Below are 14,105 nucleotides of genomic sequence, written 5' to 3' on the forward strand. Positions count from 1 at the left end.
TCACTCAAATTTTGACCTTTCCTCCGCCATGCCTGCCACCCATTCCCTCAAGAACCCTCGCTACCGAGGCATCTTCCCTGTCGTGCCCACCACCTTTCACGAAGACGACACGCTCGACCTGGACAGCCAGAAGCGCTGCCTCGACTTCATGATCGAAGCGGGCGTGGACGGCGTTTGCCTGCTGGCCAACTTCTCCGAGCAGTTCTCGCTGTCGGATGCGGAGCGCGAAATCATCACCCGCACATCGTTGGAACATGTGGCAGGCCGCGTGCCCGTCATCGTCACCACTACCCATTACGGCACCCGCGTGTGCGCCGAGCGCAGCCGCGCCGCGCAGGAAATGGGCGCGGCGATGGTGATGATCATGCCGCCCTACCACGGCGCCACCTTCCGCGTGCCGGAGGCGCAGATCTACGAGTTCTATGCCCGCGTGTCCGACGCCATCAGCATTCCGATCATGGTGCAAGACGCGCCTGCCAGCGGCACCGTGCTGTCGGCCCCGTTCCTGGCACGCATGGCGCAAGAGATCGAGAACTTGGCCTACTTCAAGATCGAAGTGCCCGGGGCGGCCAGCAAGCTGCGCGAGCTGATCCGCCTGGGCGGCGACGCCATCGAAGGCCCGTGGGACGGTGAAGAAGCCATCACGCTTCTGGCCGACCTGGATGCCGGTGCCACGGGCGCAATGACGGGCGGCGGCTTCCCCGACGGCATTCGCCCCATCATCGAGGCGCACCGCCAGGGCGACATGGACCAGGCGTTTGCGCTCTACCAGCGCTGGTTGCCGCTCATCAACCACGAGAACCGCCAGGGCGGCATCCTGACGGCCAAGGCGCTGATGAAGGAAGGCGGCGTGATCGCCTGCGAGGCGGGCCGCCACCCCTTCCCGGCCATGCACCCCGAGGTGCGGCGCGGCCTGATCGACATCGCGCGGCGGCTGGACCCGCTGGTGCTGCGCTGGGCTCGTTAAGCAGGAAACGCATGGTGCCCGCACGTTTTCTGGTGCCCGCCGAGGCGGGCCTGATTGCCCTGGATTGGGGCACCAGCGCATTGCGAGCCTTCCGCATGGGCGCGCATGGCGAGGTGCTGGAGACGCGGCACCGCCCCTGGGGCATCATGAACCTGCCCCCGGCCGCGAGCGATGTAGCCGATACGGAACCCGGCTCCGCATTTGAACGCGCGGTGCAAGACACCTGTGGCGACTGGCTGGCCGCCGCACCCGGCCTGCCCCTGCTGGCCTGCGGCATGGTGGGCAGCGCCCAAGGCTGGCGCGAGGCCAAGTACCTGCCCACGCCGACCTCGCTCGATGCACTGGCCCAGGGCCTGACGTTGGTGGCGCGGCGCGACGGCCCGCCGCTGCACATCGTGCCGGGCCTGTTGCAGCAGGGCGCGCTGCCCAACGTGATGCGCGGCGAAGAAACCCAGGTGCTGGGGGTGCTGGCGGATCTTGCGCTGCCTGCGGACGCGCCCGTGCTCATTGGCCTGCCCGGCACCCACAGCAAATGGGTACTGGCACGCCGGGGGCGCATCGAGCAATTCCACACTTTCATGACCGGCGAGGTTTTTGCCGCGCTGCGCAGCCACACCATCTTGGGCAAGACCATGCAGGTCGCAGCCACGCCCGACGACGACGCCTTTTCGCGCGGGCTGGAGGTGGCGCGGAGCAGCGACGCCGCACTGGGCCTGCTGTCGCACATCTTCAGCACGCGCACATTGGGTCTCACAGGCGCGTTGGCGTCCACCGCGCAAGCGGACTACCTCTCGGGCCTGCTGATCGGGCACGAGGTGGCGAGCCTGGCCCGTGTGCAGGATCAGACGCAGACCACACCGCAAACGCTGGTGCTTTGCGGCGAGCCCGACCTGTGCCGCCGCTACGCCATCGCGCTGCAGACCTACGGTTTTGCCGCCCCCACCATCGCCACGCAGGCCACGGCCACCGGGCTGTGGCAAATCGCGCTGGCGGCGGGGCTGGTCGTGGCGCCCACATCCTCGACTTCTCTATCCCCCATCACCGCCGGGAGCCTGCCCGCATGAACCCCATCGACAAAGCCCTGTTCCACATCCTGCAGCGCTGCGGGCTCATCGCCATCCTGCGCGGCGTGCAGCCGCACGAGGTGGTGGCCATCGGCCACGCGCTGTACGACGCGGGGTTTCGCATCATCGAAGTGCCGCTCAACTCGCCCGAGCCGCTGGCCAGCATCCGCGCACTGCGCGATGCACTGCCTGCCGACTGCCTCGTGGGCGCAGGCACCGTGCTCTCCATCGATGCCGTGGCCGATGTGGCGGCAGCCGGCGGGCAGATCATCGTCATGCCCCACAGCGACCCCGATGTGATCCGGGCCGCCCGCGCTGCCGGCATGGCCTGCGCGCCCGGCGTGGCCACGCTGACCGAGGCCTATGCCGCGCTGGCAGCGGGCGCCAACATGCTCAAGCTGTTCCCTGCCGAGGCGCTGCCGCCCCATGTGCTCAAGGCCTGGCGCGCAGTCATCACGCCGCCCATGGCACTGGTGCCCGTGGGCGGCATCGTGCCCGAGAGCATTGCGCCCTATGCCGCCGCTGGCGCCAGCGGCTTTGGCCTGGGCTCGGCCCTGTACCGGCCCGGCGACCAGGCCCCCGAGGTGGCGCACAAGGCTGCAGCGTTTGCGCGGGCGTGGCAGGCGTCCTTTGGCACCGCGCCCGCTAACGCCTGACCCCCCCCACTCGTCCCCAACAACTCCGCGTTCCGCAACGCATTGCACCGCCCCCATGAAGATCACCCGACTCACCACGTTCATCGTCCCGCCGCGCTGGTGCTTCCTGAAAATCGAAACCGACGAAGGCATCACCGGCTGGGGCGAGCCCGTGCTGGAAGGCCGCGCCCACACCGTGGCCGCTGCGGTGGATGAGCTGGCCGACTACCTCGTCGGCAAGGACCCGCGCCACATCGAAGACCACTGGACAGTGCTGTACCGGGGCGGCTTCTACCGGGGCGGCGGCGTGCACATGAGCGCACTGGCCGGCATCGACCAGGCGCTGTGGGACATCAAGGGCAAGGCGCTGGGCGTGCCCGTGGCCGAGCTGCTGGGCGGCAATGTGCGCAGCCACATCAAGGTCTACAGCTGGATCGGCGGCGACCGCCCCAGCGAGACAGCCGCCGCCGCCCAGGCCGCCGTGGCACGCGGCTTTACCGCCGTGAAGATGAACGGCACTGAAGAAGTGCAGTACGTGGACAGCTACGACAAGGTGGAGCGCTGCCTGCAGAACGTGGCTGCCGTGCGCGAGGCCGTGGGCCCCAACGTGGGCATTGGCGTGGACTTCCACGGCCGCGTGCACCGGCCCATGGCCAAGGTGCTGGTCAAGGAGCTGGAGCCCTACAAGCTCATGTTCATCGAAGAGCCCGTACTGAGCGAACACGAGGAGGCGCTCAAGGAAGTCGCGCACATCTCGTCCACCCCCATCGCCTTAGGCGAGCGCCTGTACTCGCGCTGGGACTTCAAGCGCGTGCTGCAAGGCGGCTACGCCGACATCATCCAGCCCGACCCCTCGCACGCCGGCGGCATCACCGAAACCCGCAAGATCGCCAGCATGGCCGAGGCCTACGACGTGGCGCTGGCCCTGCACTGCCCGCTGGGGCCCATTGCCCTGGCGGCCAACCTGCAGCTGGACGCGGTTTGCTACAACGCCTTCATCCAGGAGCAAAGCCTGGGCATCCACTACAACCAGGCCAACGACCTGATGGACTACGTGTCCAACCCCGAGGTGTTTGCGTACCAGGATGGCATGGTCGCCATCCCGAACGGACCGGGCTTGGGGATTGAGGTGAATGAAAAATATGTGCGCGAGCGCGCGGCAGAAGGGCACCGGTGGAGGAACCCTGTGTGGCGGCACCGGGATGGGAGTTTTGCGGAGTGGTGAGGGGGTTGAGAGCCTCGTTAGCTGATTCGGCAGGATTGGACGGCTCCAGGTTGATAGCCGTCGTAGATGTATGGCCGCTCATGACTGCATGTGTGCGTACCGGACACTGACGGCTACTGGGACCATACTGTGCCGCTGCAATCCCAGCGGGTGAATACAGACTACTTGGCTGCCAGATACTCCATCTTCATGGACTGAACCAGTTCGGCAGCAGTCGGTAGGGATGTCACACCCGACACCGAATGCCCCGCACTCCAAAGATCTGACCACCGGTGAATGACGGGCCCTTCAGATCCTCCGCCAAACTTCTTGCGCGCCTCCTGAACCGATACCGTCTCGTCCAGAGCCTCTGGATCGAGCCCAACCTGGACGATGGACGGCTTCAGAAAGTTGGCGGGCAGTCCCGTGAAGGCGCGTGTGGCGAGCACATCGTCCATGGAACTTTCCAGAAGCATCTCTTTGTAATCCGCAGTAGCCATGCTTTCCTGGGTGGCGATGAATCGTGTGCCCACGCACCCCAGGTCGCAACCCAACACGGTGGCGGCGCGCAGCGCCACGCCGTCCGAGAGTCCTCCCGACAGCACGATGGGACCATTGAACATCTGGCGCACAGCGCGCACGAAGGCGAACGGGTTGGCCCAGCCGGTGTGCCCGCCTGCGCCGGACGACAGCAGAACGAGGCCATCGACACCTGCTTCCAGCGCGCGCTCTGCATGGTGGAGCGAAGCCACATCGGCAAACACAAGGCAGCCGCCGTCACGCAAGGCCGGAATCACCGAAGCGGGCGACCCCACACTGGTGATCACCAGCTCCGCACCGTGGCGCACGATCAAGTCCACTTCGGCCTTGAGGCGTGCGGGGTCGCGCCGCATGATGAGGTTGGGGCAATAAGGCGCTCGGCTGGGCTGCTCCTTGGCCTCGCGCCGAAGTCGCCGCAACCACGCCGCGAACTCGTCCAGAGACGTGCAATTGGCCGTGGGAAACGCACCGATGACGCCAGCCGCGCACGCGGCCGAGACCAGCTCGATGCCAGAGACACGCAGCATGGGGGCCGCAATGACGGGCACTACCAGCCGCTCCATAAAAGGCAGTCGGTTCATTCTTGTTCCATTCCGTTCTGTGAATGCATTGCGTGAAGGGCCGCGATGGCCTGTACTGCTTCGTCCACGAGGTCGTTGACGATGGCCTGCAGCGGCTCGATGCGTTGGGCGAATGCGATGGACGGCCCCAGGGAGACCATGCCACGGCGCCAGTCGCCCTCGGCGTAGCAGCAGTCGCGCGCGGCGGCTCCGCTGATGAGGTCGCCGAACGCAGCGTGTTCGGTGGCACCAGCCCGTTCGATGGTCTGAACTTGGCGCGCGGTGTCGTTCAGCAGCACGCGCCAAGTGGTGCCCAGTGACTGCAGCAACCGCACCGTGGAGTGCTCGTCACAGGTGAGCAAATGCTCCTTGTAAAGCGGGTGCGTCTGGATCTCCTCGCACACCAGAAAGCGGCTGCCGATGAGCACACCGTCCAGCCCCTGAGCCAGCACCGCGGCCAGTTGTCTGCCGCGGCCGATGCCGCCCCCCAGCACCACGGGCACCTTGAACTGGCCATGGGCGAGAGCGCCCATCAGCATGGTGGGCAGCTCGTTCATGCCGGGGTGACCGCCCTCTTCCATGCCGACCAAAGCAATGGCATCGGCACCTGCGCGCTCTGCGGACAAAGCGTGGCGGATGCTGGAGGCCTTGTGGACAATGACGGCGTTGGCTTTGTGCAGCGCTTTGATGAGTTCCGCAGGCGCATGTCCTGCTGTCTCGAACACCTTCACGCCATACGCCAGGGCGGCATCCATCCAGCGTGGAACCGTGATGTTGGCTTCGGGCCGGTGCGAGAGCGTGAGGTTCACACCAAACGGTTTGCCGCGGGTCAGCGCAGAGCAGAGCGCAAGCGCGTCGCAGAAATCCGCTTCGCTGGCATACGACCGGGGCGTGATGAAGCCCATGCAGCCCGCTTTCACCAGCGCGGCCACATACCTGGCGTCGGACAGCCACATCAGTCCGCCGCCCAGGATGGGATGGTCGATCCCCAGAAGCTGCGTAATGCGCGTGCGCAGGACGGCTGCCATGACTCAGTCGATCCCTGCGCCCAGTGACGGCGCGCCCGCCAGGTCGGTGCCGCCCATCCCCTCCATGGCCACCGGAAAGCGGACCCATGGCATGTCGTCCCCAGCACCCAACTTGCCGCGCGAGGCAAAGTGCGCCTGGGTCGACAGTTCTGCGGGGTGCACCACAGGCGCGGCGGGAACGTCGTGACGGCACAGCAGCTCGAAGGCTTCACCCGAATCCAGTGACTCCATGGCCTGCTCAATGCGCAGATTGATCGCATCAGCGACTGCCTTGCGGGTCTTGTGCGTGGCGTACTCCGGCCCGTCAAAGGGCGCGAGCGGCAGCGCTGTGCAGAGGCGCTTCCAGAAATGGTCTTCCAGCGCAGCAATCGACACGTAGCGCCCATCCTTGCAACGGAACGCGCCGTAGGCGGCCTTCACCAGCGTGGCCTCGCGCTGCGCTTGCACCGTGCGCGCACCGGCCGACCGGTAGGCACCCAGCCGTGGGTTCATCCAGTGCAAGGCGCAATCGGCCAGCGCAACGTCCAGGTACTGCCCCCGGCCCGTGGCTTCGCGCTGGAACAGCGCGGCGAGCGTGGCTGACAGCGCGTACATGGTCCCGCACAGGTCGGCCACCGGCAGCCCGAAGCTCTGTGCGGGGGCGCCATTCGCTTGGCCTGACACCGCCAGCACGCCCGCAGCGGCCAGGTAGTTGATGTCATGCCCCGGCAGGTCGGCCCAGGGCCCTGTCTGCCCGTAGCCACTGAGGGACACATAGATGAGTCGCGGAAAGGCCTGGCAGAGTGCGGAGGCATCCAGCCCCAGTCGCGCCATCACGCCGGGGCGATAGGACTCGACCACTACATCGGCCGATGCGATCAGCGCGCGAACGTGATCGCGCTGGGCTTCGTCCTTGAGGTCCACCATCAGGCTCTGCTTGCCCCGGTTCACGGCCTCGAACGCGCCCTGCCCCAGATGGCGCGCGTTGTCGCCGTGCGGCGGGCGCTCGATCTTGATGATGCGCGCGCCCATCTCCGCCAGGTTCTGCGTCAGGAAGGGCCCCGGCAGCAGCTCACTGAAATCCACCACCGTGATGCCCTGCAGCGGCGGCCGGGCTGTAGTGGCGGTCATTCGGCGGTTCTTTCGATGATCACGGCATCGAGCGGCAGCACGCCCTCACCTTGCGCGCCAATCCACACGGGGTTGAGGTCCATCTCCTCGATACGACCTGCGTTGTGCATCACGAAGTCCGAGATGCGCAGCAGCAGTGTATGCAGCGCCTCCAGGTCCGCCGGCGGGCGGCCACGCGCGCCTTCCAGCAAGGGGAAGCATCGCATCTCGCGGACCATCGCTGCTGCCTCGCTGGCGGAAAGCGGCAGCATGCGCCGGGTGACGTCGCGCAGAATCTCCACGTAGATGCCGCCCAGGCCGAAGGTCATCACATGGCCGAACACCGGGTCGCGCGTGACGCCGACCATCAACTCCAGGCCTCCGCTCGGCGCCATCTTCTCGATGAGCAGACCGTCGATGTGCGCGTCAGGCCGGTGGTGCTTCGCGGCCGCCATGATGTCTTCCCAGGCTTGGCGCAGTTCGTCGGCGTTCTGAAGCCCCACGATGACGCCGCCGATGTCGGACTTGTGCACGATCTGCTCGCTGGCGATCTTGGCCACCACGGGGTAACCCATGCCTTTGGCGGCTGCGACGGCAGCCTCCATCGTCGGTGCCAGTGCGTTGGGCAGTAACGGGATACCGGCTGCCAGCAACTGGGACTTGGCCTCGGCCTCAGACAGGCTGCGCGTGGCGCTGGCGGGCGGCAACGCCGCTGCTGGGTTCAACGGGGTGTGCGTGCCGCGCGAACGCGTCCAGCGGCCATATTCGATCCAGCGCTGGATGGCTTTGATGGCCTTGCCCACCGACCGTGGCGGTGCAAAACCGCCTTCAACCAGCATGCGATAGCCCTCGCCCATGCGATCGCTCATCCAGATGGGAAGGATCGGGGTGGCGCAACCTTTCTGCGCCGCAATGATGGTGCGCGCCAGCTGGATCGTGGTGTCGCCATAGTCCAGCGCGATCGGAACGATCACGCAGCCCAGGTGGGGGTCCGCCGCCACGGCGCTCAATGACTTTTCAATCAGCGCCGCATCGCTCAGTACGGCGGCGGTGGTATCCACCGGGTTGTCCAGCGCAGCGAAGTCGGGCAGCAGATCGGCCAGGGCTTGCCGTGTGTGCGGGGCAAACTGCGCGAGGGTCAGGCCTGCGGTGCCCACAGCATCCGCCGTCAAGGCCGCCGTGCCACCCGACGAGGTGTAGATCGCCACCCCTTCGCTGGATGCCGGCTCGCCCCGCGCGAACAGCCAGGCCGTATCGACCAGCTCGTCGATGTCATCCACCTCGATCACGCCACACTGCTTGAACACGGCGCTGTTCACCTCGGCCGATCCGGTCAGGGATGCGGTGTGAGATTGCGCCGCCTTCTGCCCGTAGGCCGACTTGCCCACCTTGAGTGCGATCACGGGCTTGCCGTTGGCCGCCGCGCGGTTCACGGCGGCCACAAACTTCGCACCGTCCTTGATGCCCTCCAGCAAGGTCACGATCACCTTGATGTCGGGGGCATCGGCCATGTAGTGGATGAAGTCGGCCACCTGCAGGTCCACCTCGTTGCCGGTGGAGGCCCACAGGCCAATGCCGATGCCCCGGTCCATGGCCTGCATCACGTTGCGCCCCAGGCCACCTCCCTGCGTGGCCAGGCCGATGGGCCCCTTCACCAGGTCGTGCGGGAACGACGGCGAAAAGGTCAGACCCAGGCGGTGGTTGACGTTGGTGAGGCCCGGGCAGTTGGGACCGTACAGGCGCATGCCGCCTGCGTCAGCAATCTCCTTGAGTCGCACCTGGGCGCGTTCGCCTTCTTCTCCGGCCTCGCCAAAGCCCGAAGTCAGCACGATGGCAAACAGCACGCCCCGTGCCGCGCACTCCTCGGCCACGGCCAGCACACCCGATGCGGGCACCACGATCACCGCCACGTCGGGCGTGGCGGGCAGCGATGCCACACTGGGCCAGCAGCGGTGCCCGCGGATTTCTGCCTTGGTCGGGTTGACGAGGTAGATGTCCCCGTCGAACTCGGAATGGTCCAGCAGGTTGGTCAGCGTGCGCTCGCCGATGCTCTGCGGGCGGTCGGACGCGCCCACAAGGGCAATCGAGCGGGGGCGGATCAGTCGTGAAATATCAGTCAATCTTGTCTCCTGGTCGTTATAGGTGCGGTGATGCCGAGGGTCAGGCAATCGCTGAGATACCCAGGATTTCGCGACCAGCGATCAAGGTCTGCACTTCGGTGGTGCCTTCGGGAATCGTCCCGCCGCGCGTGTCGCGGAAGATCCGCTCAATGGGGTAGTCGGTGGCGTAGCCCAGGCCGCCATGCACCTGCAGCGCCATGCTGGCGACTTCGTGTGCGGCCTCGGTGGCGTAGAGCTTGGCGATGGAGCAGGCAGTGCGCGCATCGGCATTGGCGTCGAGGGCTGCGGCAGCGCGCAGGCTCAGTGCCCGGGCGGCTTCCACGCGGATCGTCATGTCCACGATGAGCTTTTGAACCAGTTGAAAACTACCGATGGGCTTGCCGAATTGGGTGCGGGTGCGGGCATAGTCGATGGACAGGTCGAGCGCAGCCTGCGCAGCGCCCACAGCGCCCATGGCAATGTTGACGCGCGCGCCGTCCAGGCCCATGAGCATCTTCTTGAGCGCGTTGCCTTCTTCGCCCAGCAGGTTCTCGCGGGGCACCTTGACGTTGTCGAACGCCAGCTCCGCCGTGCCGGTGCTGCGCAGCACCATGGTGTCGACATTGCGCACTTCATAGGGCGATACATCGCGCTCTATCAGGAAAGTGGAGAGCCCACCTTGGCAGTCGGGGCTGAACGTGCGGGCGACCACGATGCCGAAGTCGCCAAAGGCGCCGTTGGTGATCCACAGCTTGCGGCCGTTGAGGACGTAGTGGTCACCCTGCAGGTCTGCGCGCGTCTGGACCTGCGCAATGTTGGAGCCCGTGCCTGGCTCGCTGATGGCATTGAACACCTTGCGTTCGGACGCCAGCAGGGGCTTCAGGAAGCGTTCGCGCTGCTCTTCGTTGGCCTCGGCCGCCAGCTTGTTGATGGCCGCGTTGGTGATGTTCACCATGGTCCGCAGCGACAACCAGGTGTAGCCCGCTTCTTCCATGAGCATGGCCCAGGTCATCTGGTCCATGTCCATGCCGCCCAGGGCCTCGGGCAAGCGGCCACCGATGTATCCGAACTGGGACAGCTCCTTGAGGAGTTCGAAGGGGAAGGTCTTGTCCCGGTCGTGCTGGGCCACGTGGGGTGCGACCTCGCTTTTCATGAAGCGGCGCACGCTGTCGCGCAGCATTTCTTGTTCGGAACTCATCGTTGCATACATGGCTATGTCTCCTGGGTTGAATGCTTGGACCCGCCGCTAGGCGGGCGTGGTGTCTTTGGTGCCCGCGCCGCGCCGGCCCGAGGCCGTGGCGCGCAGCGTGGGCGCGGGGTTCTGGGGATGGAACACGAGCGCCCGCACCTCCTGCAAGGCCTGCAGGCACGCGTCTTTGGTACGACGCAGCCGTTCCGTGGGGCCGGCGATCGACAGCGCGAGGGGTTCGTCGCCCAGATAGCCGGCCACGGCGATGGCGGCCAGGCCGTCAAAGCCTTCGTTCTCCACCCACATCCAGCCTTGCTCGCGCGCTTGCGCGATCTGCGCCTCCAGCGCTGCGAGGTCGGTGATGGAGCCGGGGGCGATCTGCTTGAGCGGCTTGAGCCGCAGCTGACGCGCAGCCTCTTCGGGCGTGCCCAGCGCCAGCTCGGCCTTGCCCAAAGCAGATACGTGCAGGGCGATCTTGTTGCCCACGTTTTCTACATAGCGCAGCGGGTGTGTGCCCTCGGCAAACGCCAGGACCTTGACCACGCCGGCCTCCACGCGGCCGCACATGCCGGTCTCTCCGGTCTTGTCGCGCAGCAGTTCGCAGGCCTCGGACGCCACGGCATAGAGCGAATCGCCCGCAGCGATGCCTTTGGCAACTGTGAGCAGACGGGCTGTTGGATAGAAGCGCCGGGTGCGCGCAGTCCGCATCAGGTAGCCCAGCTCGTGCAACGTGTGCAAGAGATCGGAGCAACTGCTCTCAGGCAGGTCCATCAGGCGCGCAAGGTCTGAGTTGGAGAGTTCGCGGCGCTCGCGGGCAAAGACCTCCAGAAGGGCCATGGTGCGAGACGCGGCAGGGACGATGGCGGGCATAGGTTCTCCGGTATTTCGTAGATATCAACGAATCATATCTTTGAGATCGAAGGAATTCCTTGGGGGAATTTGTTTGAAATTCCGATTTTTGCTTTTCACCTGATCACCAAAACTTCTTGCATGTCTACGAAATATTGAAGTATTCTACGACCAGCCGCAATCAAGTGGCAACAAAAAATGGAGACAAGCATGCGTAGAACCTTCCGAAAACTGGTTGTTTTTGTCATTGCCTCATTGGCCTTCGGTGTGCTGCACGCTGCGGGGGATGTGTGGCCCAGCAAGCCCATCACGTTTGTGGTGCCGTTCCCACCCGGGGGCATTACGGACAGCACGTCGCGGCTTTTGGCCAAGCTGCTCAGCGCACAGCTGGGACAGTCGGTGGTGGTGGACAACCGCCCGGGGGCAGGCGGCTCCATTGGTGTCGAGTCGGCCTCCCGCCAGCCGCCCGATGGCTACACCATCATTTACGGCACGCAGGGAACGCATGGCGCCAACCTAGCGCTGTACAAGAACGTGCGCTATGACCCCGTGGCGGACTTCGTGCCCGTGCACGCCATGTCGGAAACGCCGCTCATGCTGGTGATCAACCCTTCGCGCCCGTTCAAGACGGTGCCCGAGCTGATCGCCTATGCCAAGGCCAACCCCGGCAAGCTCAACTACGGCTCCGCCGGACCTGGCACGGGCACCCATCTGACGGCCGAGCTGTTCCAGACCGCCGCAGGCATCAAGATGACCCATGTGCCGTACCGCGGCAGCGCGCCGGCACTGACCGACTTGATGGCCGGCAGCATCGACCTGATGTTCGACTATCCGGCGGTGGTGCTGCCTCAGGTGCAGGCCAACAAGCTCAAGGCGCTGGCGGTCACCTCCAAGACGCGCCTGGCCAGTTCGCCCGACGTACCCACCGTGGGTGAACTGGGCGTTCCCGAAGCCGAATCCACAGCCTGGGGCGCGGTGTTCGTTCCGGCCAAGACGTCACCCGAGATCGTGAAGCGCCTGGGCGACGAGATCGCCAAAGCCATCGTTCACCCCGAAATGCTGCAGGCCACCGAGAAGTTCGGCAGCGTCCCGCTGGTCGGCCTGCGCGACGCCAAGATGGGCGCCTTCGTGAAGTCGGAGATGACCCGGTGGCGTGCAGTGGTGCAGCAGTCGGGCGCCAAGCTTGATTGACAGGCTGCGGGCAATCCCTGCCCGCCCAGCAGCTTTCTTTTTCCCCTCCCTTCTTTCTATGACCGATTCAAAGACTTCCTTGAAGCCGTTGCAGCCGACTCTGTATGAGCTGGCTGACGATGGCCACTCGCTCAACTTCTTCTTTGCGCAGTGCAGCGCCTGTGGGGGGCTGAGCTTTCCTGCCAACGCACCGGGCTGCATGCATTGCGGAGAACCGCTGAGCCAAGCCACGCGCATTACCCGCCCGGGTGGTGGAGAGCTGCTGGAGTTCGTGACCCTGCACGTGCCGCTGCTGCCCGGCATGGCAGCGCCCAGCATTGCGGGGGACATTCGCATCGCCCCTGGCATCGTCGAAGAAGGCGTGATGGCTGTTGCAGATGAATCGGCACTGAAGCACGGCATGGCGGTTCGCGCCGTTGCCGAAGTCAAGCCGGAAGAAGGTGTTTACGCCTGCCGCTTTGTACCTGTGAATGAAGGAGCCGCGCAATGAGCCATACCCAGCAATCCAATTCGGGCAACTGGCTCGATGCCAATGGCGGCGTGTTCATCGCCGGTATTGGCCTGCACCCCTACCAGTTTCCTACCGAAACGCCCTACACCGAGCTGGGCCTCACAGCCGTGCGCGCAGCGCTGGCCGACTCGGGACTGGCATGGGACCGCGTGCAAAGTGCGCATGTGGGCACCACTTCCATCGGAATGGCGGCGGGCCGCGTCATGTTGCGCCACCTGGGGTCCACGGGTCTGGCGGTGACGCAGGTGGAAAACGCATCGGCCTCTGGCTCCTTCGCATTCCGCCAGGCGTGCATGGAAGTGGCGACCGGCATGAGCAATGTGGTGCTGGCGGTCGGTGTGGACAAACATGGCGACGGGCGCCGCGCTGCCAACAAGGACGGCCTGGAGAGGCTGAGCGAAACCGCCACCATCCCGGCGGCCAAGTTCGCGATGATGGCGCGCACCTACCTGCGCGAGCGCGGTGCCTCCGTCGAGGAAATGGCCAACGCGGCCGTGAAGAACCACGGCAATGCGGCGCGCAACCCGTTCGCGCAGTTCCGCAAACCCCGCACGCTGGAACAGGTGCTCGCATCGCCGCGCGTGGTGGGCGACCTCACGGTGCAGCAATGCTGCCCGCGCGGCGAAGGGGCTGCGGCAGTGATGGTGGTCTCTGGCAACGCCATCCGTCACTTGGGACTGGATGCACGCCGCTGCGTGCGCGTCAAGGCGTCGGTCGCAGGCAGTGAGCGGCCCGAAATGCAATACGGCGACAGCGCTGTGGAGCTGGTCCGCACCAGCGCGCAGGCCGCGTTTGACCAAGCAGGCATTGCCCCCAAGGAGCTCGACCTGCTGGAGCTGCACGATGCCTTCTCGGTGGAAGAGCTGCTGTACAGCGAAGCCATTGGTGTGTGCGAACCCGGCGAAGGCGCCCGCTATCTGGCACGTGGCGATTCGCAGATTGGCGGCCGCTGCGCCATCAATGCATCGGGCGGCCTCATCGGCATGGGTCACCCGCTCGGCCCCACGGGCATCGGACAGTTGGCGGAAATCACCCGCCAGCTGCGGGGTGAAGCCGATGGCCGGCAGCACCCCAACGCGCGGTGGGGCATGGCCCACATGATCGGTCTGGGTTCTGTGTCCGTCGCTCATGTGCTGTCGGCATCGGCGTGACGGCACTTCAGATTTTTTTGAAAGCAAT

The 14,105-nt window shown here is 65.7% G+C and carries 13 protein-coding genes; 7 read left to right on the forward strand and 6 right to left on the reverse strand.

Translation table 11 applies throughout. The annotated features are described in order from the left end of the window. Window positions 1–28: 28 nt before the first annotated feature. Genes C8C99_RS10390 through dgoD form a run of 4 tightly spaced genes read left to right on the forward strand, consistent with a single transcriptional unit; the run spans window position 29 to window position 3,891 of the window. Window positions 29–967 carry a dihydrodipicolinate synthase family protein gene (locus C8C99_RS10390; protein WP_108625688.1) on the forward strand — a complete coding sequence of 313 codons (939 nt, stop codon included), beginning with the start codon at window positions 29–31 and terminating at the stop codon, window positions 965–967. 11 nt (window positions 968–978) lie between these two features. Then, complete coding sequence (locus tag C8C99_RS10395) at window positions 979–2,031, forward strand: 2-dehydro-3-deoxygalactonokinase (RefSeq protein WP_108625689.1); 1,053 nt, start codon at window positions 979–981, stop codon at window positions 2,029–2,031. Beyond that, window positions 2,028–2,687, forward strand: coding sequence for a 2-dehydro-3-deoxy-6-phosphogalactonate aldolase (locus C8C99_RS10400; RefSeq protein ID WP_108625690.1), 660 nt, complete (start codon window positions 2,028–2,030; stop codon window positions 2,685–2,687). The genes C8C99_RS10395 and C8C99_RS10400 overlap by 4 nt, the downstream gene beginning before the upstream one ends. 55 nt (window positions 2,688–2,742) lie before the next feature. Beyond that, window positions 2,743–3,891, forward strand: a complete 1,149-nt coding sequence (gene dgoD / locus C8C99_RS10405; RefSeq protein ID WP_108625691.1) for a galactonate dehydratase — start codon at window positions 2,743–2,745, stop codon at window positions 3,889–3,891. Between the two features lie 161 nt (window positions 3,892–4,052). Here dgoD and C8C99_RS10410 read toward each other — a convergent pair whose 3' ends face one another. From C8C99_RS10410 to C8C99_RS10435, 6 genes are read right to left on the reverse strand one after another with little or no spacing between them, the layout of a single operon-like run. Then, on the reverse strand, window positions 4,053–4,991 hold the full coding sequence (locus tag C8C99_RS10410; protein WP_108625692.1) for a nitronate monooxygenase family protein: 939 nt from the start codon (window positions 4,989–4,991) through the stop codon (window positions 4,053–4,055). Further along, window positions 4,988–5,998: a nitronate monooxygenase family protein gene (locus tag C8C99_RS10415; protein WP_108625693.1), complete on the reverse strand. Its 1,011-nt coding sequence runs from the start codon at window positions 5,996–5,998 to the stop codon at window positions 4,988–4,990. Before C8C99_RS10415 ends, C8C99_RS10410 begins: the two co-directional genes overlap by 4 nt. A 3-nt stretch (window positions 5,999–6,001) precedes the next feature. Beyond that, the gene (locus C8C99_RS10420) at window positions 6,002–7,108 is read right to left on the reverse strand and encodes a CaiB/BaiF CoA-transferase family protein (protein ID WP_108625694.1); all 1,107 of its coding nucleotides are present in this window, start codon (window positions 7,106–7,108) and stop codon (window positions 6,002–6,004) included. Beyond that, the gene (locus C8C99_RS10425) at window positions 7,105–9,207 is read right to left on the reverse strand and encodes an acetate--CoA ligase family protein (protein ID WP_108625695.1); all 2,103 of its coding nucleotides are present in this window, start codon (window positions 9,205–9,207) and stop codon (window positions 7,105–7,107) included. Before C8C99_RS10425 ends, C8C99_RS10420 begins: the two co-directional genes overlap by 4 nt. Window positions 9,208–9,247: 40 nt before the next feature. Continuing rightward, window positions 9,248–10,396, reverse strand: coding sequence for an acyl-CoA dehydrogenase family protein (locus C8C99_RS10430; RefSeq protein WP_056642293.1), 1,149 nt, complete (start codon window positions 10,394–10,396; stop codon window positions 9,248–9,250). A 36-nt stretch (window positions 10,397–10,432) separates the two neighbouring features. After that, complete coding sequence (locus C8C99_RS10435) at window positions 10,433–11,245, reverse strand: IclR family transcriptional regulator (protein ID WP_108625697.1); 813 nt, start codon at window positions 11,243–11,245, stop codon at window positions 10,433–10,435. A 189-nt stretch (window positions 11,246–11,434) separates the two neighbouring features. Between C8C99_RS10435 and C8C99_RS10440 the strand changes: the two genes are divergently transcribed. The 3 genes from C8C99_RS10440 (at window position 11,435) to C8C99_RS10450 (ending at window position 14,077) form a co-directional block, all read left to right on the forward strand. Continuing rightward, window positions 11,435–12,415: a tripartite tricarboxylate transporter substrate binding protein gene (locus C8C99_RS10440; protein ID WP_108625698.1), complete on the forward strand. Its 981-nt coding sequence runs from the start codon at window positions 11,435–11,437 to the stop codon at window positions 12,413–12,415. 79 nt (window positions 12,416–12,494) lie between these two features. Next, window positions 12,495–12,905, forward strand: coding sequence for a Zn-ribbon domain-containing OB-fold protein (locus C8C99_RS10445; RefSeq protein WP_108625699.1), 411 nt, complete (start codon window positions 12,495–12,497; stop codon window positions 12,903–12,905). Continuing rightward, entirely contained in the window at window positions 12,902–14,077 is a 1,176-nt protein-coding gene (locus C8C99_RS10450) for a thiolase family protein (protein WP_108625700.1), read from the forward strand. The genes C8C99_RS10445 and C8C99_RS10450 overlap by 4 nt, the downstream gene beginning before the upstream one ends. The last annotated feature ends 28 nt before the right edge of the window (window positions 14,078–14,105 follow it).

The sequence above is a fragment of the Acidovorax sp. 107 genome, from assembly GCF_003058055.1.
Lineage (GTDB): Bacteria > Pseudomonadota > Gammaproteobacteria > Burkholderiales > Burkholderiaceae_C > Acidovorax.

Bases quoted from the DNA above. Each gene is read 5' to 3' on its own strand.
- C8C99_RS10390 (WP_108625688.1), top strand. From the start codon at position 29: ATGCCTGCCACCCATTCCCTCAAGAACCCTCGCTACCGAGGCATCTTC.
- C8C99_RS10395 (WP_108625689.1), top strand. From the start codon at position 979: ATGGTGCCCGCACGTTTTCTGGTGCCCGCCGAGGCGGGCCTGATTGCC.
- C8C99_RS10400 (WP_108625690.1), top strand. From the start codon at position 2,028: ATGAACCCCATCGACAAAGCCCTGTTCCACATCCTGCAGCGCTGCGGG.
- dgoD (WP_108625691.1), top strand. From the start codon at position 2,743: ATGAAGATCACCCGACTCACCACGTTCATCGTCCCGCCGCGCTGGTGC.
- C8C99_RS10410 (WP_108625692.1), bottom strand. From the start codon at position 4,991: ATGAACCGACTGCCTTTTATGGAGCGGCTGGTAGTGCCCGTCATTGCG.
- C8C99_RS10415 (WP_108625693.1), bottom strand. From the start codon at position 5,998: ATGGCAGCCGTCCTGCGCACGCGCATTACGCAGCTTCTGGGGATCGAC.
- C8C99_RS10420 (WP_108625694.1), bottom strand. From the start codon at position 7,108: ATGACCGCCACTACAGCCCGGCCGCCGCTGCAGGGCATCACGGTGGTG.
- C8C99_RS10430 (WP_056642293.1), bottom strand. From the start codon at position 10,396: ATGTATGCAACGATGAGTTCCGAACAAGAAATGCTGCGCGACAGCGTG.
- C8C99_RS10435 (WP_108625697.1), bottom strand. From the start codon at position 11,245: ATGCCCGCCATCGTCCCTGCCGCGTCTCGCACCATGGCCCTTCTGGAG.
- C8C99_RS10440 (WP_108625698.1), top strand. From the start codon at position 11,435: ATGCGTAGAACCTTCCGAAAACTGGTTGTTTTTGTCATTGCCTCATTG.
- C8C99_RS10450 (WP_108625700.1), top strand. From the start codon at position 12,902: ATGAGCCATACCCAGCAATCCAATTCGGGCAACTGGCTCGATGCCAAT.